At 72.1% G+C, this 23,326-nt stretch carries 20 protein-coding genes; 5 read left to right on the forward strand and 15 right to left on the reverse strand.

The window, feature by feature from the left end:
- Positions 1-31: 31 nt before the first annotated feature.
- Positions 32-1,693 carry a hypothetical protein gene (locus AB5J51_RS19390; RefSeq protein WP_369778158.1) on the reverse strand — a complete coding sequence of 554 codons (1,662 nt, stop codon included), beginning with the start codon at positions 1,691-1,693 and terminating at the stop codon, positions 32-34.
- 101 nt (positions 1,694-1,794) lie between these two features.
- Positions 1,795-2,409, reverse strand: coding sequence for a TetR/AcrR family transcriptional regulator (locus tag AB5J51_RS19395; protein ID WP_369778159.1), 615 nt, complete (start codon positions 2,407-2,409; stop codon positions 1,795-1,797).
- Between the two features lie 97 nt (positions 2,410-2,506).
- On the opposite strand from AB5J51_RS19395, the gene wrbA reads away from it, so the two are divergent.
- Complete coding sequence (gene wrbA, locus AB5J51_RS19400; RefSeq protein ID WP_369778160.1) at positions 2,507-3,118, forward strand: NAD(P)H:quinone oxidoreductase; 612 nt, start codon at positions 2,507-2,509, stop codon at positions 3,116-3,118.
- Between the two features lie 106 nt (positions 3,119-3,224).
- On the opposite strand, the gene AB5J51_RS19405 is transcribed toward wrbA, so the two are convergent.
- Positions 3,225-4,883 (reverse strand): PKD domain-containing protein, encoded by a 1,659-nt coding sequence (locus tag AB5J51_RS19405; RefSeq protein WP_369778161.1) that lies wholly within the window; start codon positions 4,881-4,883, stop codon positions 3,225-3,227.
- 248 nt (positions 4,884-5,131) lie between these two features.
- Between AB5J51_RS19405 and AB5J51_RS19410 the strand changes: the two genes are divergently transcribed.
- Positions 5,132-5,608, forward strand: a complete 477-nt coding sequence (locus tag AB5J51_RS19410) for a hypothetical protein (protein WP_369778162.1) — start codon at positions 5,132-5,134, stop codon at positions 5,606-5,608.
- Here AB5J51_RS19410 and AB5J51_RS19415 read toward each other — a convergent pair.
- From AB5J51_RS19415 to AB5J51_RS19430, 4 genes are all read right to left on the reverse strand, one after another.
- Entirely contained in the window at positions 5,533-6,417 is an 885-nt protein-coding gene (locus AB5J51_RS19415; protein WP_053789593.1) for a S9 family peptidase, read from the reverse strand. The genes AB5J51_RS19410 and AB5J51_RS19415 overlap by 76 nt on opposite strands.
- Positions 6,418-6,583: 166 nt before the next feature.
- Complete coding sequence (gene kynU / locus AB5J51_RS19420) at positions 6,584-7,789, reverse strand: kynureninase (protein ID WP_053789594.1); 1,206 nt, start codon at positions 7,787-7,789, stop codon at positions 6,584-6,586.
- Positions 7,782-8,627 carry a tryptophan 2,3-dioxygenase family protein gene (locus AB5J51_RS19425; RefSeq protein WP_030299170.1) on the reverse strand — a complete coding sequence of 282 codons (846 nt, stop codon included), beginning with the start codon at positions 8,625-8,627 and terminating at the stop codon, positions 7,782-7,784. The genes kynU and AB5J51_RS19425 overlap by 8 nt, the downstream gene beginning before the upstream one ends.
- A gap of 202 nt (positions 8,628-8,829) precedes the next feature.
- On the reverse strand, positions 8,830-9,243 hold the full coding sequence (locus AB5J51_RS19430) for a DUF3151 domain-containing protein (protein WP_030299166.1): 414 nt from the start codon (positions 9,241-9,243) through the stop codon (positions 8,830-8,832).
- Positions 9,244-9,442: 199 nt separating this feature from the next.
- On the opposite strand from AB5J51_RS19430, the gene AB5J51_RS19435 reads away from it, so the two are divergent.
- Positions 9,443-10,675: a transposase gene (locus AB5J51_RS19435; RefSeq protein WP_063785281.1), complete on the forward strand. Its 1,233-nt coding sequence runs from the start codon at positions 9,443-9,445 to the stop codon at positions 10,673-10,675.
- Positions 10,676-10,751: 76 nt separating this feature from the next.
- Here AB5J51_RS19435 and fbaA read toward each other — a convergent pair whose 3' ends face one another.
- From fbaA to AB5J51_RS19465, 6 genes are all read right to left on the reverse strand, one after another.
- Positions 10,752-11,774 (reverse strand): class II fructose-bisphosphate aldolase, encoded by a 1,023-nt coding sequence (fbaA, locus tag AB5J51_RS19440; protein WP_030299162.1) that lies wholly within the window; start codon positions 11,772-11,774, stop codon positions 10,752-10,754.
- A 245-nt stretch (positions 11,775-12,019) separates the two neighbouring features.
- Positions 12,020-12,583 carry an orotate phosphoribosyltransferase gene (gene pyrE, locus AB5J51_RS19445; RefSeq protein WP_234382703.1) on the reverse strand — a complete coding sequence of 188 codons (564 nt, stop codon included), beginning with the start codon at positions 12,581-12,583 and terminating at the stop codon, positions 12,020-12,022.
- 31 nt (positions 12,584-12,614) lie between these two features.
- Entirely contained in the window at positions 12,615-13,403 is a 789-nt protein-coding gene (locus AB5J51_RS19450) for an aldose epimerase (RefSeq protein WP_053789596.1), read from the reverse strand.
- A gap of 15 nt (positions 13,404-13,418) precedes the next feature.
- Entirely contained in the window at positions 13,419-14,312 is an 894-nt protein-coding gene (locus tag AB5J51_RS19455) for an SRPBCC domain-containing protein (RefSeq protein WP_369778163.1), read from the reverse strand.
- Positions 14,313-14,359: 47 nt separating this feature from the next.
- Entirely contained in the window at positions 14,360-16,000 is a 1,641-nt protein-coding gene (locus AB5J51_RS19460; protein ID WP_078987792.1) for a polyamine aminopropyltransferase, read from the reverse strand.
- A gap of 139 nt (positions 16,001-16,139) precedes the next feature.
- Positions 16,140-16,682 carry a DUF2617 family protein gene (locus tag AB5J51_RS19465; RefSeq protein ID WP_369778164.1) on the reverse strand — a complete coding sequence of 181 codons (543 nt, stop codon included), beginning with the start codon at positions 16,680-16,682 and terminating at the stop codon, positions 16,140-16,142.
- Between the two features lie 687 nt (positions 16,683-17,369).
- Here AB5J51_RS19465 and AB5J51_RS19470 point away from each other — a divergent pair.
- Positions 17,370-18,560, forward strand: coding sequence for a pyridoxal phosphate-dependent aminotransferase (locus AB5J51_RS19470; protein ID WP_369778165.1), 1,191 nt, complete (start codon positions 17,370-17,372; stop codon positions 18,558-18,560).
- Positions 18,561-18,714: 154 nt separating this feature from the next.
- Positions 18,715-19,863: a hypothetical protein gene (locus AB5J51_RS19475; protein ID WP_369778166.1), complete on the forward strand. Its 1,149-nt coding sequence runs from the start codon at positions 18,715-18,717 to the stop codon at positions 19,861-19,863.
- 12 nt (positions 19,864-19,875) lie between these two features.
- Here AB5J51_RS19475 and AB5J51_RS19480 read toward each other — a convergent pair whose 3' ends face one another.
- The gene (locus AB5J51_RS19480; RefSeq protein WP_030299148.1) at positions 19,876-20,415 is read right to left on the reverse strand and encodes a YbjN domain-containing protein; all 540 of its coding nucleotides are present in this window, start codon (positions 20,413-20,415) and stop codon (positions 19,876-19,878) included.
- Positions 20,416-20,647: 232 nt separating this feature from the next.
- Positions 20,648-23,248: an ATP-dependent chaperone ClpB gene (clpB, locus tag AB5J51_RS19485; RefSeq protein WP_369778167.1), complete on the reverse strand. Its 2,601-nt coding sequence runs from the start codon at positions 23,246-23,248 to the stop codon at positions 20,648-20,650.
- Positions 23,249-23,326 lie beyond the last annotated feature (78 nt).

The raw sequence follows: 23,326 nt of genomic DNA on the forward strand, positions 1-23,326 counted from the left end.
CGCACCGCCCCTTTGCCTGCCCGTCGTCGGGTCAGACCGTCTGGTACCAGCCGAGCAGGTCGAAGACCAGGTCGATGTCCTGCCAGCCCTGGTTCCAGAAGTCGACCATGCCCCCCTTGCCCCCGGAGGTCTGCACCAGGTTCGGGACGGTCTGGCCCGCAGTCCAGTTCAGGGACGAGGAGACGGGCCGCTGCGGCGTGACCGCGGTGCCCTTCAGGTAGTCGGGCCACGTGTTCGGGTCGGCGGCGACCGAAAGGAAGCCCGCCCCGGTGGTGTTGGTGACCGTGGTGTTCAGCACCCAGCCGTCGATGTCGGAGTTCGTCGTATCGCCGTCGAGTCGCACGGGGAGGTACGTACGGGCCGGGATCGGGCCGGCCTTCCGGCCCCAGCTGTCCTTGCGGGTGTCCATGATCCGGTACGGCCCCGCGATGGACACGAGGGCGGACCTGCTCTCGGTGCTGTAGTAGCCGACCACGTCGGCCACCACGTCGGCCCGGTCCCAGCTGCCGTTGCGGATGGTGATCTTCCCGTCGGGGCCGATCGGCACGATCACCGAGTTGGCGACCGTCTGACCGGCGGTGAAGTTCAGGCTCGACGTGGACGGGGCCGCCTGCCCGCCCGGGTACGCGGTCAGGTGTCCGGCTGCCCGGGGGTTGGTCACCGTCAGGTTGAGCGCCACGGCGGTGGCGCCCTTCGGTACGCCACCGCGCCCGGCGATGTCGACCCCGAAGGTGCCGTAGCCGGGGACCTGGCCCTTCGCGGTACCGAGGCCCTCCCGGGTGTCGACGGCGCGGACCGGGTCCAGGGTGGTGTAGCCGCTGGCGGTCGACGCCGTGAAGTAGCCGGTGACGTCCGCGAGCAGGTCGACCGGCTCCCAGCCGCCGTTGATCAGGTGCACGGAGCCGTCCTCGCCGACCGGCACGATGACCTGGTTCGCAACGGTCTGCCCCGCGGCGTAGTTCAGGTTCGACCCCTCGTCGAAGCCGTAGTCGCGGGGCTGGGCCACGACGTGGCCGGCTCCCGTGGCGTTGGTGGCGGTGACGTTGAGGACCACTGCGCGGACCCCGACGGGGACCTTCGCGGCGCCCCCGACCTTCAGGACCACCGAGCCCCGCCCCGCGACCTTGGCCTGCGCGGCGCCGAGGCCCGCGCGGGTGTCCAGCAGCCGGGTGGGCGCGTGCGGGGTGAACTCGCTGCCCGAGGTGACGAAGTCGAGCCGGTTTACGGCCTGGACGCCGTTCGTGGTGTCCTTCACGGTGACCGTGACGGCGTACGCGCCGACCTTGGCGTACTTGTGCTCGGTGTTGCGCCAGTCGGAGCCCGAGCTGGAGGCGGTGAGCCGGTCCGTGGTCCCGTCGCCCCAGGCGATGGTGATGTCGAGTTCGGCGGGTTCGCCCGTGACGAGGGTCCGCAGGTCGATCGAGTGCGCGGTGGGCGCGGTGGCTTCCAGGTCGATCGCGAGGTAGGCGTCACGCGAGGCCTCCCGCGCCCCCGCAGCGGCCGCCCCGGCCCCCGATCCGGGCAGCGGTGTGCGGACCGTACGGTCGGCAGGGCTGGAGAAGGTCTTGCCCCCGGGCAGCGTCCCGCCCTTGCCCGGGTTCGCACCGGGCGCCGCGGCCGCCCCGTGGGCGGCGGGCGCGACCGGGTCGGCCGCGTGGGCCGTTCCGGATACGAGGCCTACACCCGCCGCCACGAGGGCAGCGGAAAACATGAGACGGCGACGGAGCACCGTTCCCCCCTTGGTCTGGTGCCGAACCTTGAACAGGTTCGAAATCCCACTCAGCGTACAGACGGTCAGTGGCTTGATCCACCGGGTTCCCGCCCGGCACCGAGCAAGGCGTCGATGCCCGCCTTGATCTGCCCGACCTGCACGTCCCGCGCCATGAGGTGCTCGAACAGGCTCGGCACGAACGGGGCCAGGAGCAGGTGCGCCAGGACCGGTGCGTCGGCCTCCGGGCGGGCCTGGCGCAGCAGCATCGTGACGTGCGTGTGCATGGTCAGGTACGCACCGCTGGCGTACCGGGCGCCCGGCGAAGCGGCCTCGGCCACGGCCATCACGGCACGCTGCTCGACGAGCCGTTCGGCCAGGGTGTGCAGGAAGGCACGCAGCCGGACCGCGGGCGGCGCTTCGGGGCCGAGCGGGGCCGGCCCGCTCATGAAGGCCTCCTGGAAGCGCCGCTCGTCGTCGTCGAGAAGCGCGAACAGCAGGCTGCTCACGTCGCCGAAGCGGCGGTAGACCGTACCGACCCCCATGCCGGCGGCATGGGCGACGGCGTTCATGGTCACGGCGTCCGGCCCCTGCTCGGCGACCAGCCGCGCCGCCGCGTCGAGGATCTTCCGCCTGTTCCTGGCGGCGTCCGCACGCTCGGGCGGGGCCTGTCCCGTGACCGGGAGTTCGATGCGGCTCATACCCCGAGGCTACCGGACACCTCTTGCCAAGCGGATGACTATCCGCTTTACTCACACCGAACCGGATAGCAATCCATTTACAGATGGGGTCCTCACCATGAGCGCCAAGGTCGCGGTCGTCTACTACTCCTCCACCGGAAACGTCCACGAGCTCGCCAAGGCCGTGGCCGAAGGCGCCGAGAAGGCGGGCGCCGAGGTGCGCCTGCGCCGGGTGCCCGAACTCGCCCCCGACGCGGCCATCGACTCGAACCCGGCATGGCGCCGGCACGTCGAGGACACCCAGGACGTCGAGGTCGCCACCCTCGACGACCTCGTCTGGGCCAACGCGTACGCGATCGGCTCGCCGACCCGGTACGGCAACATCGCGGGCCAGCTGAAGCAGTTCCTCGACACCACGGGCGGCCTCTGGCAGCAGGGCGCCCTCGCCGACAAGCCGGCCACCGGCTTCACCAGCGCGCACAACGCGCACGGCGGCAACGAGTCCACGCTGCTCGCCCTCTACAACACCTTCCACCACTGGGGCTCGGTCATCGTCTCGCCCGGTTTCACCCACCCGGTCGTCTTCGGCGCCGGCGGCAACCCGTACGGCACCTCGCACCCGGCCAGCAGCGGCGCCGTCAGCGAGGAGACCCTGACCGCGGCCCGCTACCAGGGCGAGCGCCTGGCCACCTTCGCCACCCGCCTGGCCGCCACGGCCGACCTCACCTGACGCCGAGTGGGGTACGCAGGCACCCGGCGCACGGGGAGGGGCCCGTCCGATCGGCAGATCGGACGGGCCCCTCAGCGCTGTTCCGGGCGCCCGTGCGCCCGGGGGATCACCTGGTCTGGTAGACGCCGTAGACGTCGACGATGAGGTCGGCGTCCTTCCAGCCCTGGTTCCAGAAGTGGATCACACCGTGCTCGCCGTCGCTCGCCTGTGCCAGGTTCGCGACGGTCTTGCCCGCGGTCCAGTTCAGGTTGGAGGACACCGGACGCGGCGGTACGGGTGCACCGGGCTGGTCGTTCACCAGCCACGGGAACGGGCTCGGGGCCACCGAGAGGAACCCCGCGTCCGTCGTGTTGGTGACCGTCGTGTTCATGACGTAGGCCTCGTCGCCCGCCGGGTCGTCGATGACCGCGAACCCCTTCGCGATGTACCCGCGGGCCGGGAACTTCCCGCCCGGGTACCAGTCGCCGGGCACACGGGTGTCGAGGTACCGGTAGTTGCCCGTCGGCGAGTAGGCCGCCTTGCCGTCCTTGCTGTAGTAGCCGACGACGTCGACCACCACGTCGGCGGGGGACCACGAGCCGTTGAACACGTTGACCGTCCCGTCCGGGCCGACCGGCACGATCACCGAGTTGGCCACCGTCTCACCGGCCGCGAAGTTCAGGCTGGACGCGGTCGGGAGCGTGCCGCCGCCCGGGTACAGGGACAGGTGACCGGCGTCCTTGGGGTTGGTCACCGTCACGTTGAGCGCCACCGCCGTGACCCCCTTGGGAACCCCCTTCACGCCGCCGATCTGCGCGCCGAAGGACTTGCGGCCGGCGAGCCGGCCCTGGGGCGTGCCGAGCCCGTCGCGGGTGTCGACGAACCGCGTCGGGGCCATCGTGGTGTAGCCGCTGGCCGGGGTGTGGGCGAAGTAGCCCGTGATGTCGACGACCAGGTCCGCCGGGGCCCATCCGCCGTTGAAGAGGTCGACGTAGCCGTCGGCGCCGACCGGCACGATGACCAGGTTCGAGACGGACTGGCCGGCCGCGTAGTTGAGGTTCGACGTGGTGGGGACCCCGGTGTCGTCGCCGTCGCCCTCCCACACCGTGATGTGGCCCGGCTCCGCCGTGTTCGTGACCGTGACGTTGAGGGCGACCGCCTCCACGCCGGAGGCCGAGCCGGAACCGCCGGCGGGAATGCCGCCGATGCCGGTCACCTTCACGCGGGTCGTGCCGCGACCGGCGACCTTGCCCGCCTTCGTGCCGGTGCCGTTGCGGGTGTCCAGCAGCCGGGTCGGGGCGTACGGGTTGAACTCGGTTCCGTGAGTGAGGTGCGTGAACCCGTTGACGGACTGGACCCCGTTCGCGGCGTCGATCACCGTCACCTTCACCTGGTACTCGCCGACCTCGGTGTACGTGTGCGCGTCCCACCTCTCGCCGGAGCCCTTGGTGGTCACCTTGTCCGTCTTGCCGTCGCCCCAGTCGATGGTCACGTCGAGCGGCACGTCCTCGCTCGTGATCGTGGACTTGACCTCGAGGCCGAGCGCGGTGTGGGTGGAGCCGCTGATGTCGAGGTCCAGCTGCGGGTTGCCGGCAGCGGACTGCGCCTGCGCGGCGGCAGCCTTGTTCCCGGCTGTGGGCAGCGCCGTGCGGACGGAACGGTCGGCGGGGCTGTGATACGTCTTCAGTGCGGTCTTCCCGAGCTCCGCCCGGACGGGCGCGGCGGGTGCGGACGGGCCGACCGCCGCCGAGGCCATGCCCGGGATGAGTCCGAGACCCGCCGCCATCAGGGCAGCGGACATTACGAGTCGGCGATTGCGCACCGGCCCCCCATGTTTTCGTTTTTGAACGCGATTCAGTGCGAAGCGCGATCAGCGTACACAGCGATTCGGACGTCGCCCCGGGGTCCCGGCGGGGAGCACGCTCGCAGCGAAGTGAACTCAAACGGTCTCCAGCGCATAGCGCCCTCGCAGAGTTCTCACCTATCAAGTCCGAGACGTGAAAAACGGTGGACCTGAGCCATCATGCTGGGGCCATGAACACTGAACGTCACGCACCCAACTCCCGCACGCCCAGCTGGACTCCGGCCACCGGTATCGGAATGCGCAAGGCAGGAGTGCTGTTTGACGCCGTACGTGTGGACGGTGACATGGGACGCGACCTGGCCGATCTCCTCGTCACGCTCACTGGCGGTGACCCCGGCCCGATCGTCGTGCAGGCCAACGGGAAGCGGCCCGTGTACTTCCTGATCCCGGTCGGGAGTGCCGCGTACCGGATCTGGCCACCGGGCTTCACGCGGCTCGCGTCGGGGCCGCGCCGGACCACGTACATCCCCGTCCCGGCCCTCGAGGGCGCCTGGCCGCCGGCCTGGCGGTGTCCCCCGACGCGGGAGGACCGGTTCGTGCACGCCCTGCTGCTGTACCGGGCCGCCGGCCTCTACCAGGCGAGCTGCGAGATCTCCTCGGCCACCACGGCGCAGGCGTCCGCGGCCGGGTCGATCAGCGGGAAATGACCGATGCCGTCCAGCAGGGTCAGGCCCACGGTCTCCCCGGCCTTGGCCGCGGCCGCCACGTACGACTCGGCCACCGACGACGGGACCACGATGTCCTCCCGGCCATGGACGACGGCCGTCGCGATCCCGGTCGGCAGCAGGGCCGCCGGGTCCGCGAACGGCAGGCGCTCCGCCCACTGGTCGGCGCCGCCCAGCAGCTGCGCGGACGCGCCGCCGCACACACCCAGCTCCTCCGCGGCCACGAAGTCCGCGATGGGGGCCAGCGCCACCACGCCGCGCAGCAGCGGCGGGGAAGACAGCCTCCAGGCGGCCGGGGACTCGGGCGGCAGGACGTGCCGGGCTGCGGCCCACAGTGCGAGGTGGCCGCCCGCGGAGTGACCGGTGATGACCGTACGGCGCGGGTCGGCCTGCGGGAGGTGGGCCGCTGCCAGGTCCGGGAGGGCGTCCATCGCGGCGGCGACGTCGTCGAAGGTCTCCGGCCAGCGGCCGGCCACGTGGCCCCCGGCGTTCTGGCGGGGCAGGGAACTGCCGCGCCGGTACTCGACGTTGGCGACGGCGAAACCCCGGCGGGCCAGGAAGTCCGCGAGCGGGGTGATGTGGTGCCGGTCGTACGGGGCCCGCCACGCACCGCCGTGCAGGACCACGACCAGCGGGGCCGCACCCGTCGTGGTGTCGCCGCGCGGGGCGTAGAAGTCGATCAGCTGGTCGGGGTGGTCCCCGTACGACCCGGTCGCGTCGGGGGCGACCGGCGGGTGGGCGAAGGCCGAGGCGGCCTCGGCGGCGTCCCGTTCGACTGCGGGGTCCGTCATCGGCTCAACCTCTCGGTAACGCGTGGGACTGGTGTTCCGGCAGAGCGGGACCGTATCAGGCCGGAACAGAACCTTCCGTGGTGGGCGGCGGTCAGGGACGGGATGTGCGGGGGCGGACGGAGCCGAAGCCCCGCCCGCCCGGTTGCCGTGACGTTTCGCCCCTACATCACCCGAAAATGTGACCCAGTGTCCGGGCGGCACGCTCCGCATCGGCGAAACCGACGTAGAGCGGGGTGAAACCGAAGCGCAGGACGTCCGGTGCACGGAAGTCCCCGATCACACCGCGGGAGATCAGGTCGTCCATGACCTCACGGGCGTTCTCGGTGCGCAGCGAGACCTGGCTGCCGCGCCGGTCGTGCTCGGCCGGGGTGACCGATTCGACCTTGCCGGCCGGGACGTACGCCGCCACGCACTCCAGGAAGAAGTCCGTCAGGGCAAGGGACTTGGCCCGTACGGCTTCGATCGGGACCCCGTCCCAGGCGTCGAGCGCCGCTTCGAGGGCCAGCATGGACAGGATGTCCGGAGTGCCGACCCGGCCGCGTATCGCACCGGCCGCCGGGGCGTAGTCCGGGGTCATAGCGAAGGGTTCCGCGTGGCCGTTCCAGCCGGGCAGCGGGGAGTCGAACGCGGCCTGGTGGCGTGCGGCGATGTAGAGGTACGCCGGGGAACCGGGGCCGCCGTTGAGGTACTTGTACGTACAGCCGACCGCGAGGTCGACGGCGTGCTCGTCGAGGTCGACGGGGAGGGCGCCGGCCGAGTGGCACAGGTCCCAGACGGTGACGGCCCCGGCGGCGCGGGCCGCCGCGGTCAGGGCCGGGAGGTCGTGGAGGCGGCCGGTGCGGTAGTCGACGTGGTTGAGGAGGACGACGGCGGTGTCCTCCCCCATCGCCCCGACCGCGTGGGACGGGTCGACCGGGACGACGGTGAGGCCGGTCATGCGGGCGGCCGACTCGGCGATGTAGCCGTCGGTGGGGAAGGTGGACGCGTCGACCAGCAGCTGCGTGCGGCCCGGGCGGGCCAGGCGGGCGGCGCCGACCAGGGCCTTGAACAGGTTGACGCTGGTGGAGTCGCCGACGACCGTCTGCCCGGGGGCGGCGCCGATGAGCGGGGACAGCTTGTCGCCGATCCGCTCGGGGGCGGTCCACCAAGTGCCGGTGCTCCAGGACTGGATGAGCTCCGTACCCCACTCGTGGGTGATGACCTGGGCGATGCGCTGCGCGACGCCGGTCGGGAGGGCGCCGAGGGAGTTGCCGTCCAGGTAGACGACGCCGTCGGGGAGCGAGAAGCGGTCGCGGAGCTTGCCGAGCTCGTCGGCGGTGTCCAGTTCCGCGGCGCGGGCGGCCAGGTCCGCCGAGAAGTTCGCGTCAGACATGGCTTCGCGCCGTCCAGAGCTCGGGGAAGACGTTCTTCGTGGCGCGCTTCTCGAGCCAGGTCACGCCGGCCGAGCCGCCCGTGCCGGTCTTGGCGCCCATCGCGCGGCGGGTGGCGACCAGGTGGTCGTTGCGCCAGCGCCAGACGAGCTCCGCGACGTCCGTGAGGACCTCGCCGAGGCGGTGGAGGTCGAGCTGGGCGTCGGGGTCCGCGTACAGGGAGGTCCAGACGGCCTCGACCTCGGGCGAGGGCTCGTACCGCTGGGAGAGGTCGCGGTCCAGGACCTCGGCCGGGACCGGCAGGCCGCGGCGGGCCAGCAGGCGCAGCACCTCGTCGTAGAGGCTGGGCTCCTGGAGGGCCTTCTCCAGCTCCGCGTGGACGCGCGGGGCGCCGCGGTGCGGGACGAGCATGGAGGCCGACTTCTCGCCGAGCAGGAATTCCATGCGGCGGTACATCGCCGACTGGAAGCCGGAGCCCTCGCCGAGGGCGGCGCGGTAGGCGTTGAACTGGCCCGGGGTGAGCTGGGCGAGCGGGCGCCAGGAGGCGTTGAGGGCCTCGAGCTCGCGGAGGGATCGTTTCAGCGCATCCATCGCGACGGGGATGCGGTCCTCGCGGAGGGCCTTCGCGGCCGTCTCCCATTCGTGGACGATGACCGTGAACCACAGCTCCATGACCTGGGTCGTCACCAGGAAGACCATCTCGCCCGGGTCGTCCGAGCGCAGGTGCTGGAGGTGGGTGAGGACGTCCGCCTGGACGTAGTCCTCGTACGGGGTCGTGCCGGCGAAGTCGAGGTTCGGGGTGTCCGAACCGGCTCCGGAGGCATCAAGGGTGTTCGACATCGCTGTCTCCTCGACACGTGCTTCCGGGTAGCGGTCCGCTCCTTCCGATGGGTGAGTGGAGCCCCGGTCCCCTGCCCGCATCATAGGACCGGTTGCCGGACTCCCTCCAGCGCGGTGTGACCGGGGTCACGGTCACTTTTGGGACACTGTGGCCGATCGGGGCCCCGGCGCGGGGCCCCGATCGCGTAGGTCTGCGCGCGGCTCAGGCGCCGAGGACGTCCGCCGCCGTCTCGGACGAGTCGCGCAGGAAGGTCGAGCAGCGCTCGTACTCCTCCTTCTCGCCGATCGCTTCGGCTGCCCGGGACAGGGCGTACAGGGCGCGCAGGAAGCCGCGGTTCGGCTCGTGCTCCCACGGCACCGGGCCGTGGCCCTTCCAGCCCGCGCGGCGCAAGGCGTCGAGGCCGCGGTGGTAGCCCGTACGGGCGTACGCGTACGACTCGACGGTGCGGCCGGCGGCGAACGCCTCGTCGGCGAGGGTCGCCCAGGCGAGGGACGAGGTCGGGTGCGCGGCGGCCACCTCGACGGCGGGCGTGCCCGCGGCGAGGGCCTCGCGGCCCGGCTCGTCGGGGAGGTGGGTGGGGGCGGGGCCCCCGAGCAGGTTCTGGTGAATGGACATGGTCCAAGTCTGGGGTATCGGGCCCCTCCGCGGTGCGGTGGTGGCGCGTACGGACGGTGGTCCAACCACCGCTGCGGCTCCCGTGGGTGAGGGGTGGTGGGCCCCCCACCACCAGTCGGCCCAGTCGTGTGCCCGGCGCACCTCCCCGGCGAGGGGGCCGCGGGCGGACGGTAGGAGGGCCATCGACGAAGGGGGAGTCGTGAACACCACCATCAGCAGCGCGAGCAGCAGCACGTACCAGGGTGTCCCGGCGGGACGACGGAAGCTCGCGGACGAGGCCGTCGAGGAGCTGTGCGCGGCGGTGTTCACGTCCTTGCGGCGCAAGGACCAGCGGGAGCGGGGACGCCAGTACGTACGCGGGCTGCTCGGGGCGGAGGGCCGCAAGTCGATCCGCAACATCGCGCAGCAGCTGGGGGCGGGGGCCGGCGCCACGGCGGCGGAGCAGAGCCTGCACCACTTCATCGCGGCGTCGACCTGGGACTGGCAGCCGATCCGCGCGGCCCTGGCGCAGTACCTGGGGCAGGCCGCTCCGCTCGACGTGTGGGTCGCGCAGCCGATGGCGATCCCGAAGGGCGGGGAGCACTCGGTGGGGGCGGGGCACCGCTTCGACCCGCACCGGGGGCAGATGTTCCGCGGGCAGCAGGCGTTCGGGATGTGGTTCACCTCGCCGGGGGTGGTCACGCCCGTGGGTTGGCGGCTGTTCCTCGGCGAGGAGCCGGAGGCCGCGCAGACCGAGTCGTACGAGGGCTACGAGGAGTGCGCGGTGACGGGCGTGCTCGACACCCTGCGGGAGTCGGGCCTGGCGACGCGGCCGGTGGTGCTGGACATCCGGGACATCGCGACGCGGGCCACCCTGAACCGGTTCGCGGAGGCGCGGGTGCCGGTGGTGGGGCGGATCAGCCCCGAGGCGCGGCTGCTGGTGACGGACCCGCGGCTGCCGGGCTTCGGAGCGGGCACGCTCGCCGCGCGGGACATCCTGCAGAACGTCAGGGGGCTGCGGATGCCGGTGCAGTGGGCGGCTCCGGACGCACCGGGGGCGCGGCGGACCTCGCTGGTCGCGGCGGTCCGGGTGATGGTGCCGGATCCGGCTCCGGGGCGGCGGCGCGAGGTGCTGCTGTTCGGCGAGTGGGAGTCGGCCCGGCGGCTGCCGACGCAGCTGTGGGTCACGGACATGGTGCGCACGGATCCGGGGGCGCTGGTGCGGATGACGAAGACGGCGCACCGGGTGTCGGCGGCGGCCGGCCTCAGCGTGCAGGAGATCGGGCTCCGGGACTTCTCCGGCCGCTCCCTGCCGGGCTGGCACCGGCACGTGACCCTCGCCTCGGTGGCCCACGCGGCCCGCTGCCTGGAGCCGGTGGCTCCCCCGGTTCCCGCGCGGCACAGCCTGGTCCGCCGCCCGCGCCCCCAGCACCCGACCCTGGCCACCCGCTGACGAAGGGCCCGGCCCACGCTCGCAAGACGGTGGGCCGGGCCCTTAGGCACAGCAGGTGGAGCGGGCGGAGCGGGTGCTACTTCAGCTTCGTGCCCGTCGAGCGCAGGTTCGCGCACGCCTCGGTGACGCGCTTGGCCATGCTCGCCTCGGCGAGCTTGCCCCAGGTGCGCGGGTCGTAGGTGGACTTCTTGCCGACCTCGCCGTCGACCTTCAGGACACCGTCGTAGTTGCGGAACATGTGGTCCGCGACCGGGCGGGTGAAGGCGTACTGGGTGTCGGTGTCGAGGTTCATCTTCACGACGCCGTTCTCCAGCGCGGTGGCGATCTCCTGCTCGGAGGAGCCGGAGCCGCCGTGGAAGACGAAGTCGAACGGGCTGGTCTTGCCGTACTTCTCGCCGACACCCTGCTGCAGGTCCTTCAGCAGCTCGGGACGCAGGACGACGTTGCCCGGCTTGTAGACGCCGTGCACGTTGCCGAAGGAGGCGGCCAGCAGGTAGCGGCCCTTCTCGCCCAGGCCCAGGGCCTCGGCGGTGCGGATCGCGTCCTCGACGGTGGTGTACAGCTCGTCGTTGATCTCGTGGGTGACGCCGTCCTCCTCGCCGCCGGTCGGGGTGATCTCGACCTCGAGGATGATCTTCGCGGCGGCGGCCTTGGCGAGCAGCTCCTGGCCGATGGCCAGGTTGTCGGCCAGGGTCTCGGCGGAGCCGTCCCACATGTGCGACTGGAAGAGCGGGTTCAGGCCCTTGGCCACGCGCTCGGCGGAGACCTCGAGCAGCGGGCGGACGTAACCGTCCAGCTTGTCCTTGGGGCAGTGGTCGGTGTGCAGCGCGACGGTGACGTCGTACTTCGCCGCCACGATGTGCGCGAACTCGGCCAGGGCGACCGCGCCCGTGACCATGTCCTTCTTGTACTGGCCACCCAGGAACTCCGCACCACCGGTGGAGATCTGGATGATGCCGTCGCTCTCGGCCTCCGCGAAGCCGCGCAGTGCAGCGTGCAGGGTCTGGGTCGAGGTCACGTTGATCGCCGGGTAGGCAAACTTGCCTGCCTTCGCCCGGTCGAGCATCTCGTTGTAGACCTCGGGGGTTGCGATGGGCATCTGTCCGCTCCTTGGATGTGCGGGGAGTGTGCGATTGCTGGCCCTGACCTGGGGGCGACGTAACCGTCGGGCTCATCCTTCCAGACTCTGCGCGACACTCCACCCGTGCAGGCTGGACCGTTTCACGTGAAACATTCGGTCCGGCCGGGAAAGAGCAGGTCAGGACCTGTGCCCGGAGCCCCGGGGACCTAAGTCACCAGTTCTCCGGGAGGCCAGAATGCGAGATCGGGCGCGATCGGACGGGATCAGGCCAGGTCGAGGTCGGCGAGCTGGTACCCGGTGAGGTACGGCAGACCCGCCTCGGCGATGGCGTCCGCGGCTCCGCGGTCCACGATCGTGGCGACGGCGACGACCTCGCCGCCGGCCTCGCGGACGGCCTCGACGGCGGTCAGCGGGGACCCACCGGTGGTCGAGGTGTCCTCGACGACCAGGCAGCGCTTGCCCTTCACGTCGGTGCCCTCGATACGGCGCTGCATGCCGTGGGCCTTCTGCGCCTTGCGGACGACGAAGGCATCGAGGCGTCCCCCGCGCGCGGCGGACGCGTGGAGCATCGAGGTCGCCACCGGGTCGGCGCCCAGGGTCAGACCGCCGACGCAGTCGAAGTCCAGGTCGGCGGTGAGGTCGAGCATGACCTGGCCGACCATCGGGGCGGCCTCGCCGTCCAGGGTGATCCGGCGGAGGTCGATGTAGTAGTCGGCCTCCTTGCCGGAGGAGAGGGTCACCTTGCCGTGCACGACGGCCTTGTCCTTGATCTGCTGCAGAAGCGCATCGCGTGTGCCTGACGGCATTACTTCGTTGACGTCACTCATGGCCCCGAGCTTAGTTGCGCCGCGGCCCGGGCTAGGACAGCCGCCGCCAGGTCCACGTCGTGGAGATCTCCAGCGGGTCCACGGGGCTGACCAGGCGCGGCAGGGTGTTCAGCCCGTTCGGCGGCCCGGACTGCGGCTCCACGCAGACGGCCTCGGGCTGCTCGTCGTACACGACCACCCATTCCGCCCGGCTGCTGATCTTCAGTTCGAGCGCGCCGGGCCAGGTCAGGGTGACCTCGACGCCTTCCGGCATGCCGAAGCAGTCGTCCCAGGGGCCGGGCAGGGGGTCGATGCGCTTGCCGGTGGGCAGGTGGTCGGGGCCGCGCTCCTCCTGCCAGGCGGGGGCGAAGTCGAGGCGTACGTCCTCGCCGCCGGCGCCGAGGTTGCGCTGGAACCAGGGGTGCCAGCCCGCCTGGGCCGGGAAGGAGTCCTGGTACGTCTCCACGCCCAGGGTGAGGGTCAGCGAGTCGGGGCCCAGCTCGACGATCTGCGTGACCCGGCCCGGGTACGGCCAGGGCTCGACGAGGTCGTACGTGAACGCCGCCTCGGTGGCGGCCACCCGGGCGGCGCGCCAGGGCGCGTCGCGGGCGAAGCCGTGGAGGGCGTGCGGCGGATGGTTGAGCGGCAGCTGGTGGACCACGGCCCCGTCCTGGAACCGTCCGTTCGCGGTGCGCCCGCACCACGGGACCATCGGGAAGCATCCGTAATGGGCACCCTGGCGCAGCAGCTCCGTGCCGTCGATGCGCAGGCTGCTGATCCGGCAGCCGTTCTCCTGGTCGACGGTCACCTCGACGCCGCCTGCGCTCAGTTGCGTACTCATGCAGCCGACTCTAGATCAGCGGCGGCGGCGCAGGGCTCGGCCGACCACGACCGCCGAGGCCAGCGCCAGGGCGGCCGCCGGGGCGATCCAGCGCAGGTTCGCACCGGCACTGGAGTTCGCGGGTGCGGGAACCGGGGCGTAGCGGCCGCGCGGGGGCGCGTGGTCCACTTCCTCGGCGCTGCGGCCGATCATGGTGCGGCGGGCGTGGGCGGCCTCGGCGGGGGGCTGCGCGGCTGCGCCGAACCCGTCGATCTCCCCGCTCTGCCCGATCTGGCCGCCCTCGCCGATCTGGCCGAAGTCCGGGAGGCCCTCGAAGTCGCCGTCCATGAAGGGGCCCAGGGAAGGGGGCGGCACCTCGGTGTCGAAGACGGAGGCCGTGACCTCCGTGACGCCGCCGTCGTCCCCGTCCTCCGCGCCGGGTGCGTCGCCCTCCGCCTCCTCAGCCTCGGCGATCACGTCGGTCACCGGCTCCGCCGTTTCGGCAGCCAGCGCCGCGAGCTGCTCGGCGGCCCGGTCCAGGAGCCGCTGGACGGCGGTGGCGGTGGCCTCCGGTGCGAAGGCGGCGGCCCGCCCGTCGGCGGCGGCCTCGGCGGTGAACCCCAGCCGTGTCCCGTCGTCCACCGGGGTCAGCAGCAGCGCCAGGGACAGCTTGACGGCCCCGCTGCCGCGGATCTCCGTGCCCTCACCGGCCACGGTGAAGACGTACGGATCCCGTTCGGTGACGGACAGGGCCCCGCGGTAGGTGACGGTGTTCCCGCCGACCCGCACTTTGAGGCGGCCCGACACGGGCCCGGACGCGGCGTCCGCGTCCTGCTGGAGCCCGGGTACGCAGCGGGCCACCAGGGCGGGGTCGCGCAGCACGGCGCGGAGGTCGTCTACCGGTACCGGAACGAACACCTGATGCTCCATGTGGTCGAGCCTACCGACGAGAGACCCTCCCGCACCCGGTCCGGCGCTTACGAATACCGCGGGTGCGGGAGCGTCGAGGGCGGCAGGCCCGCCACCCTGGTGCGCTCCGCGTCGCGCGCGGCGTCCCGAAGTGACTGCGTGGACAGCGAGCGCAGCCCCGGCGTGTCGCGGTCGACGCGCAGCTCGGGGACCTGTTCCCGGCCGGCCAGTACGAAGCCCCAGTCCTGCGGCAGCGCGTCGGCCGTGCCGAGGCTACGGTCGGGGCCGGCGGCGAAGCCGGAGAGCCGGCCACCGGCGCTGTAGGGAGCGGTGCGCAGGCCGGCCGCGCGCAGGGTGGCCTCGACCGTCCAGTACGTACGCGGGCGCGTGGCCAGCGGTCCGGCGTGCACGGCGAGCCGCCCGCCGGGGCGCAGGGCCCGGGCCGCGAGCCCGTAGAACTCCTGCGAGTACAGCTTCGTGCTGGGGGTGATGCCCGGGTCGGGGAGGTCGGAGACGATGACGTCGTACCGGTCCCGCGCGGCCCGCCCCCGCAGCCAGCGGAACGCGTCCTGCGTGACGACCCCGAGGCGCGGGTCCTCGTACACCCGGCCGTTGAGCGCGGACAGCATCGGGTCGGTGCGGGCGAGCCGGACCACGCCGGGGTCGAGCTCGACGACGGTGACGGAGGCGACGTCGCGGTAGCGCAGCACCTCGCGCGCGGCGAGCCCGTCGCCGCCGCCGAGGACCAGGACCCGGGTGTGCGGGCCGGTCATCGCGGGGTGCACGAGGGCCTCGTGGTAGCGGTACTCGTCGTAGCCGCTGACCCGCAGCCGGCCGTCGAGGAACAGGTCGAGGGAGCGCGGGGAGCCGGTGGCGGGGCCGGTCAGCACCAGCTCCTGGACGCCGGTCTGCCGTGCGACCCGGACCTCGCCGCCGTAGACGGCGCGCCGGGCGACCCGTTCGAAGTCGTCGGCGAGGACGGTCGCGCAGGCGAGGACGGCCAGCACGGTGACGTTCGCGGTGATGAGCAGCCAGCGGGAGCGCCGGCTCAGGTCGCGGCGGAACAGCCACAGGACCAGGCCCGCGCCGACGACCGCGTTGACGGTGCCGGTCAGCATGGCGCCGGTGAGCTGGCCGAGCACCGGCAGCAGCAGGAACGGGAAGGCCAGCCCGCCGACCAGGGCGCCCACGTAGTCGGCGGCGAACAGGTCGGCGACGGCGCCGCCCGCGTCCTGCCGGCGGATCCGCTGGATGAGGACCATCAGCAGCGGGATCTCGGCGCCGATGAGCACGCCGATCGTGAACGAGAACGCGACGAGGGCGGGCCGGGACTCGCCCAGCCACGCGAAGCTCGCGTACAGCGCTATCGCCGAGAGCCCGCCGAGCAGGGCGAGGCCCGCCTCGATGACGGCGAATCCGAACGCGGGCCGCCTGCGCAGCCGTTTGGCCAGCAGGGAGCCGACCCCCATCGCGAAGACCATGACGGACAGCACGACGGACGCCTGGGTGACGGAATCGCCGATGAGGTAGGAGCCGAGGGCGAGCAGCTCCAGCTCGTACACGAGCCCGCAGGCGGCGCAGACGAACACGGTGGCCAGGACGAGGAGTCGGCCGGTCCGGGGCCGTACGGGCAGGGCGGCCGGGAGGCTCGCCACGCCCCCCGGCTCCGGAGCCGGGAGCACCCGGCGCGGGACGGAACGGTCGATCATGAAGCGAACGGTACGTCACCGCCCACTCGCATCCAGTCACCCACATGGGTGCAAGTGACCTACTGTTCCAGCCGGTTGGCGTAACCGCGTGGGCACGCGTGCGGCGCCCGCGCCCCGGAACGCCCAGCCCAGTCCCGCACTACCCTGCGGCGGGCTCCAGGGCGCCCGCGGATGCGCCCACGCGCACACCGACCCTCGTACGAGTGGCCACCAACTGGCCTTCCTGCGGGTACGCGTGCCAGGTGCGCCAGCGCACCTGCCCCTCGTGGCGCTGCGCGAGCATGGCGGTGAAGGCGTGCGGGCTGCCGGGAAAGGTTCCGGCCAATCCGTTCGGGTGATCCGCGACCAGCGCCAGCAGCTCCTGCGCACGTCCCGCGAAGGAGCCCTGCGACAGGGTCTCGACCCGCGCGGCGAACTCGTACTCCCAGCCCCCCATCCTCTTGGCCACGCCGAGCGGCAGCGGCGTACTGCTGCCGGGCATGCAGGCGACCGTCTCCGAGCAGAGCACCCGGCCCTCCTCCAGGAGCACTTGGTGCGAGGCGCCGAGCAGGCGCAACTCCACCTTCGCACCCGCCAGTTCGAGGTTCAGTACGGCCAGGGCGGGCAGCCGGTCCCGACCCAGGGCCCAGGCGAGATCGGCGGCACGCGTGTCGGTATAGGTGGTCTGGAGGGTCGTGAGCATGAGTCGGCTCCGCAAACGCGCGAGGGAGATGGGCCGGGGCCCGCCAGCGGTAGTCAACGGGTGGGGGGACACCGGCACGGGTCCACAGGAAGTCCAGGGAGGTCCGAGGACTGGTCTACTCAACCGAGGGAATCATGAAAGGCACGGCACTCACAGCGTTTTTACCCAACTTGATTGGGTTTACATCCCCCCGGGGGCTACACAGTTCACGTGTTCAACCTCGGGCGTCCCGCGCGTCGCACCGCAGCGGACCGGGAGCACCGAACATGAGGGCGCCCGACGGCAGTTAGCGCCGTCGGGCGCCCCGACGCACGCGGCGCCAGCTGCCCCGTGTCAGCTGGAACCGCATCCTCCGCCGCCGCCGCAGGAGGACGAGCCCCCACCGCACGACGAGGAGGAACCGCAGGACGAGCCGCCCCCGCACGAGCTGGAACCCCCGCCACCGTTCGCCCACCACGAAGAGCGGGAGCCCGAGCCGGAATCGGCGCCGGTCCAGGCGCGGGCCACCTTGCGCACCAGGAGCACGAAACCCAGGACGACCAGCGCCACCAACACCAAGCCGAAGACAGACATGACACCCAACCCCCGTTCACGTTCCCGCCCCGGTCCCCCGGGGTGTGAAGGGGGGATGCCCGCACGCCACCCGGGCCAAAGCACACTTGAGCAAGTCCAGAGGTTCCCCGCAGGATGGCGCCCATGAGCGCACCCGTGGGCGGCAGCCGCCCCCTCCTGAACCGCCGCCTGGCCTCCTTCGGTACGACGATCTTCGCGGAGATGTCGGCCCTGGCCGCCCGCACCGGGTCGATCAACCTGGGCCAGGGCTTCCCCGACACGGACGGCCCCGCCGAGATCGCCGAGGCCGCCTCCCGCGCCGTGCTCTCGGGCCTGGGCAACCAGTACCCGCCCGGCCCCGGCATCCCGGAGCTGCGCACCGCGATCGCCCGGCACCAGCAGCGGTTCTACGGCCTGGCCCCCGACCCGGACACGGAGGTCCTGGTCACCGCCGGCGCGACGGAGGCCATCGCCGCCTCGCTGCTCGCCCTGCTCGAACCCGGCGACGAGGTCATCGCGCTGGAGCCGTACTACGACTCGTACGCGGCCTGCATCGCGATGGCCGGCGCCACCCGCGTGCCGGTCACCCTGCGCCCGGACGCCGGAGCCTTCGCGCTCGACCTCGACGAACTGCGCGCCGCGGTCACCCCGCGCACCCGGCTGCTCCTGCTCAACACCCCGCACAACCCGACGGGCACGGTCCTGACCCCGGCCGAGCTCGCGGCGATCGCGGAACTGGCGGTGGAGCGGAACCTCCTCGTCGTCACGGACGAGGTCTACGAACACCTGGTCTTCGAGGGCGCCCACGTCCCACTGGCCTCGCTGCCCGGCATGCGCGAGCGCACGGTCACCATCAGCTCGGCCGGCAAGACGTTCTCGTTCACGGGCTGGAAGGTCGGCTGGATCACCGCCCCGCCGGAGCTCGTCTCCGCGGTCCGCTCGGCGAAGCAGTTCCTGACGTACGTCTCCTCGGGACCGTTCCAGTACGCCATCGCGGAGGCCCTGGACCTCCCCGACGGCTACTACGAGGGCTTCCGAGCCGACCTGGCCGCCAAGCGCGACATCCTCGCCGACGGCCTCACGGCGGCCGGCTTCGAGGTCTACCGCCCCCGCGGCACGTACTTCATCACCACGGACATCACCCCGCTCGGCGAGAAGGACGGCCTCGCCTTCTGCCGCGCCCTCCCGGAACGCTGCGGTGTCGTCGCCATCCCGAACCAGGTCTTCTACGACCACCGGTCCGCAGGAGCGACCCAGGTCCGCTGGGCCTTCTGCAAGAAGACCGAGGTCCTCGAAGAGGCCGCGGAGCGCCTGCGCCGGCTCTGAGGCCGGGCCATCGGGGGGACGCCTCGGGGGCGGGCCGATTTCACCGGAGATTCCGGGGGCATTCACGCCCTCGGGGAGGTGGTGAGCTTTAGGGTGCCCGAGGCTCTCCTCGTCGGGATGGGCGAACGCAGGCAGCGCGGGAAAGACGGGGTTCATGACGGCGACGGGCAGTGCGTCGGTTCCCGTGCGGCCGCAGGAGCTCCGGACCGGCAGGGTGCCCGCCGCCCTCGTCGCGCTCGGGGTGTTCGCCGCCGTCCGGGCCTCAGGGGCGCTGGTGCTCACCGTCGGGGCCTGGTGGGCCGGGCGGAGCCCCGTCCGCGTGCTCGGGCACTCCTGGGACTCCGTCTGGTACCTCGGCATCGCCGTGCACGGCTACGGCCGCACCCAGATGTGGGCCGAGTCCGGGCTGGTGCAGAGCGACTACGCCTTCTTCCCGCTGTACCCGCTGCTCGTGGGGCTGGCCGGGGCCACCCCCTGGGCCGGGCTGCTCGTGGCCTGGACCGCCGCGGCGGTGGCCGCCCTCGGGGTGTACCGGGTCGGGGAGCTGTTGCTCGGCCCGCGCGTCGGGGTGCTGCTGGTGGCGCTGTGGGCGGCGACCCCGCACGCGGTGGTGCTGACCCTCGCCTACACCGAGCCGCTGCTGGCCGCGCTGGCCGCCTGGGCCCTGTACGCCGTACTGCGCGAGCGCTGGCCGTGGGCCACGGGCCTCGCCGTGCTCGCCGGGCTGACCCGCCCGACCGGGATCGCCGTCGGCGCCGCCGTGTCCGCCATGGCCCTGCACGCGCTGCTCGTCCGCAGATCCCGCGCGCCCCAGGCGTGGGCGGCCGCGCTGCTGGCCCCGGCGGGCTGGGCGGCGTACGTAGCCGCCGTCGGGATACGCACGGGGGACCCGGCCGGGTACTTCACCGTGCAGCAGCGCTGGGGCTCCCGCTTCGACTTCGGCTCGTACACGACGGGCACCGTCTGGCGGGTGCTGACCGGCGGGCACGTACAGCTCGCCACCGTCGTGACCGTGGCCGTGCTGGCCGCGGCCGGGCTCCTGGCCGTGCTCCTGCTGCTCGACCGGATGCCGGCGGCCCTGCTCGTGTACACCGCCGTACTGCTGCTGATCACCTACGGCGGGGCCGGCTACTTCGAGTCGAAGCCGCGCTTCCTGCTGCCGGCGTTCCCGCTGCTCCTGCCGGTCGCCGCCGCAATGGCGCGAGCCCGGCCGCGCTCCGCGGTCGTGGTGACCGCGGGGCTGGCCGGGCTCTCGTACGGCTACGGGCTGTACCTGCTGCTCATCGCCCGTGTGCCGCTGTGACGGTCGCGACGACTAGGCGTCGTCCCCGTCCTTGTCGTCACCGTCGGTGGAGTCGATCTCCTTCTCCAGTCCGAGCTGCTCCACGAGCCACTTGTCGAACTCGATGGAGGCCCGGACCCAGCTGACCGTGGAGGAAACGAAGTGCTCCAGGCTGACGCCGGTGCCGATCAGCATCTGCGCCTCGCCGATCAGGCGCACGGAGCCGTCGTCGTGCGTGTGGCTGTAGACCTTCGGCCACAGGGTGCGGCGGTTCCAGTCGTCGATCGACTCGAGGAGCTGGGGCTTGTCCTCGATCGCGTGCGGACGGTCGTAGAAGGTCCGCACCGAGAAGACCTGCTGCTCGTCCTCGCCGCGGAACATGAAGTACGTACGGAACTCCTCCCACGGCGCCGCGAGGTCACCCTCGTCGTCGACGACGTACTTGAGCTCCATCTGCTCCAGCAGCTGCTTGACCAGATCCTGGTCGGGGACGACGGGGCCCGCCGGTCCTGTGGCCTGCGGATCGGGCTGCTGCCCTCCGAAGTTCGGAATCGAGGCCGGGTCGATGCTCACCGTGATTTCCCTTCGTGCGGATGATGTCATCCTCCCCCATTGCTCCCACCCCCTGTCCACCCCCGCACCTACGATCCGCGCAGGGCGGACAGGAGTAAGCCGCCAATAAGGCCAGGAGGGGGACGTAGGGCAGGACGCAACGGCACATCGGCGCCCGCGGGAGCCTGCCCGGGGACGCCCGCGACCAGCGGTGCGAGCGCACACTGCCGCGGCCGGGGCGCCTCGGAGGGCCTCAGAGCGCCTTGCCGACGATGAGGTCCTCGCCCGCCACGTCGACCCGTACGGTGTCGCCGTCGCGGACCTCGCCCGCCAGGATCTCCTTGGCCAGGCGGTCGCCGATGGCCGTCTGGATCAGGCGGCGCAGCGGGCGGGCGCCGTACGCCGGGTCGTTGCCCTTGTCCGCCAGCCAGGCCAGGGCGTCGGGGGTGACGTCCAGGGTCAGGCGGCGGTCGGCCAGGCGCTTGGCCAGACGGCCGATCTGGAGCTCGGCGATGTGGGCCAGCTCGTCCTCGGTCAGTGCCGAGAAGACCACCAGGTCGTCGAGGCGGTTGAGGAACTCCGGCTTGAAGGAGGCGCGGACCACCTCGAGGACCTTGGCCTTCTTCTCCTGCGCAGAGCTCACCTGGTCCATCAGGAACTGGCTGCCCAGGTTCGAGGTCAGGATCAGGATCGTGTTGCGGAAGTCCACGGTGCGGCCCTGGCCGTCCGTGAGGCGCCCGTCGTCCAGGACCTGGAGCAGGATGTCGAAGACCTCGGGGTGGGCCTTCTCGACCTCGTCCAGGAGCACCACGGAGTACGGGCGGCGGCGTACGGCCTCGGTGAGCTGGCCGCCCTCCTCGTAGCCGACGTATCCGGGCGGGGCGCCGACCAGGCGGGCCACGCTGTGCTTCTCGGAGTACTCGGACATGTCGATGCGGACCATGGCCCGCTCGTCGTCGAAGAGGAAGTCCGCGAGGGCCTTGGCCAGCTCCGTCTTGCCCACGCCCGTCGGGCCCAGGAAGAGGAACGAGCCGGTCGGGCGGTCCGGGTCGGCGATCCCGGCCCGGGTGCGGCGTACGGCGTCCGAGACGGCCCGTACGGCCTCGCCCTGGCCGATCAGGCGGCGGCCCAGCTCGTCCTCCATGCGCAGCAGCTTCTGGGTCTCGCCCTCGAGGAGACGGCCGGCGGGGATGCCGGTCCATGCGCCCACCACGTCCGCGATGTCGTCGGGGCCGACCTCGTCCTTGACCATGGTGCCCTTGGACGTTCCGGTCTTGGAGGCCTCTTCCTCCTCCTCGGTGGCCTCCGCCAGCTCGCGCTCCAGCGTCGGGATCTCCCCGTAGAGCAGCTTGGAGGCCGTGTCGAAGTCGCCGTCGCGCTGTGCGCGCTCGGCCTGGCCGCGCAGGTCGTCCAGGCGCTCCTTGAGCTCGCCGACGCGGTTGAGGGACTGCTTCTCCTTCTCCCAGCGGGCGGTCAGGCCCCGCAGGTCCTCCTCCCGGTCCGCCAGGTCCTTGCGGATCTTCTCCAGGCGCTCGATCGAGGCCGGGTCGGACTCGTTCTTCAGCGCCAGCTCCTCCATCCGCAGGCGGTCGACCGAGCGCTGCAGCTCGTCGATCTCCAGCGGCGAGGAGTCGATCTCCATGCGCAGCCGGGACGCGGCCTCGTCGACCAGGTCGATCGCCTTGTCGGGGAGGAAGCGGGAGGTGATGTACCGGTCGGAGAGGGTCGCGGCGGCCACCAGCGCGCTGTCGTTGATGACGACCTTGTGGTGGGCCTCGTAGCGGCCCTTGAGGCCGCGCAGGATCGCGATGGTGTCCTCGACGGACGGCTCGGCGACCAGCACCTGCTGGAAGCGCCGCTCCAGCGCCGGGTCCTTCTCGATGCGCTCGCGGTACTCGTCGAGCGTGGTCGCGCCGACCATCCGCAGCTCGCCGCGGGCCAGCATGGGCTTGAGCATGTTGCCCGCGTCCATGGCCGAGTCCCCGCCGGCGCCCGCGCCGACGACGGTGTGCAGCTCGTCGATGAAGGTGATGATCTGGCCGTCGCTGGACTTGATCTCGGCGAGGACCGTCTTCAGCCGCTCCTCGAACTCGCCGCGGTACTTGGCTCCCGCGACCATCGCGCCGAGGTCGAGCGAGACCAGCCGCTTGTTCTTCAGGGACTCGGGGACGTCGCCCTTCACGATGCGCTGCGCGAGGCCCTCGACGACGGCCGTCTTGCCGACGCCGGGCTCGCCGATGAGCACCGGGTTGTTCTTCGTACGGCGCGACAGGACCTGGACGACGCGCCGGATCTCCTGGTCGCGGCCGATGACCGGATCGAGCTTGCCCTCACGCGCGGCCGCCGTGAAGTCCGTGCCGAACTTCTCGAGGGCCTTGTACTGGCCCTCGGGATCGGGGGTGGTCACCCGCCGTCCTCCTCGTGCGTTCTCGAAGGCGTCCAGCAGCTTCTTCGCCGTCGCGCCCTGGGTGGAAAGGACCTCACCGGCCGCGCCGCCCTTGGCGGCGATCGCGATGAGGAGGTGTTCGGTGGAGAGGTACTCGTCGCCGAGCTTCCCGGCCTGCTGGTCGGCCTCGGCGAGTACGGCGAGCAGCTCCCGGGTGGGCTGCGGGGGTGCGACCGTGGAGCCCGTGACGCTGGGCAGGGCCGCCAGCAGCCGCTCGGCGCCGTTCCGGACCGCCGCCTGGTCGGCCTCGGTCGCCGCGAGGAGGTCGATGATGTTCTCGTTGTCCTCGCCGGCGAGGAGGGCCAGCAGCAGGTGCGCCGGGGTCAGATCCGCGTGGCCGTCCTTCACGGCCCGGCTGGTGGCCGCGTTCAGCGCGTCCCGGCTCCTGTTGGTCAGCTCGGCATCCACGTGCGACTTCTCCTCTCGGACAGGTCAGACAGGTCTCAGGAAGACTTCGGGTCTCGTGCTTCGAGTCTGCACTTTGAG

Origin of the sequence: Streptomyces sp. R33 (assembly GCF_041200175.1) — a bacterium.
GTDB classification, from domain to species: domain Bacteria; phylum Actinomycetota; class Actinomycetes; order Streptomycetales; family Streptomycetaceae; genus Streptomyces; species Streptomyces katrae_B.

Excerpts from the sequence above, each read along its gene's own strand:
- AB5J51_RS19395 (WP_369778159.1), bottom strand. The coding sequence starts at position 2,409 with ATGAGCCGCATCGAACTCCCGGTCACGGGACAGGCCCCGCCCGAGCGT.
- wrbA (WP_369778160.1), top strand. The coding sequence starts at position 2,507 with ATGAGCGCCAAGGTCGCGGTCGTCTACTACTCCTCCACCGGAAACGTC.
- AB5J51_RS19405 (WP_369778161.1), bottom strand. The coding sequence starts at position 4,883 with ATGGCGGCGGGTCTCGGACTCATCCCGGGCATGGCCTCGGCGGCGGTC.
- AB5J51_RS19410 (WP_369778162.1), top strand. The coding sequence starts at position 5,132 with ATGAACACTGAACGTCACGCACCCAACTCCCGCACGCCCAGCTGGACT.
- AB5J51_RS19415 (WP_053789593.1), bottom strand. The coding sequence starts at position 6,417 with ATGACGGACCCCGCAGTCGAACGGGACGCCGCCGAGGCCGCCTCGGCC.
- kynU (WP_053789594.1), bottom strand. The coding sequence starts at position 7,789 with ATGTCTGACGCGAACTTCTCGGCGGACCTGGCCGCCCGCGCCGCGGAA.
- AB5J51_RS19425 (WP_030299170.1), bottom strand. The coding sequence starts at position 8,627 with ATGTCGAACACCCTTGATGCCTCCGGAGCCGGTTCGGACACCCCGAAC.
- AB5J51_RS19430 (WP_030299166.1), bottom strand. The coding sequence starts at position 9,243 with ATGTCCATTCACCAGAACCTGCTCGGGGGCCCCGCCCCCACCCACCTC.
- fbaA (WP_030299162.1), bottom strand. The coding sequence starts at position 11,774 with ATGCCCATCGCAACCCCCGAGGTCTACAACGAGATGCTCGACCGGGCG.
- pyrE (WP_234382703.1), bottom strand. The coding sequence starts at position 12,583 with ATGAGTGACGTCAACGAAGTAATGCCGTCAGGCACACGCGATGCGCTT.
- AB5J51_RS19450 (WP_053789596.1), bottom strand. The coding sequence starts at position 13,403 with ATGAGTACGCAACTGAGCGCAGGCGGCGTCGAGGTGACCGTCGACCAG.
- AB5J51_RS19455 (WP_369778163.1), bottom strand. The coding sequence starts at position 14,312 with ATGGAGCATCAGGTGTTCGTTCCGGTACCGGTAGACGACCTCCGCGCC.
- AB5J51_RS19460 (WP_078987792.1), bottom strand. The coding sequence starts at position 16,000 with ATGATCGACCGTTCCGTCCCGCGCCGGGTGCTCCCGGCTCCGGAGCCG.
- AB5J51_RS19465 (WP_369778164.1), bottom strand. The coding sequence starts at position 16,682 with ATGCTCACGACCCTCCAGACCACCTATACCGACACGCGTGCCGCCGAT.
- AB5J51_RS19470 (WP_369778165.1), top strand. The coding sequence starts at position 17,370 with ATGGCGCCCATGAGCGCACCCGTGGGCGGCAGCCGCCCCCTCCTGAAC.
- AB5J51_RS19475 (WP_369778166.1), top strand. The coding sequence starts at position 18,715 with ATGACGGCGACGGGCAGTGCGTCGGTTCCCGTGCGGCCGCAGGAGCTC.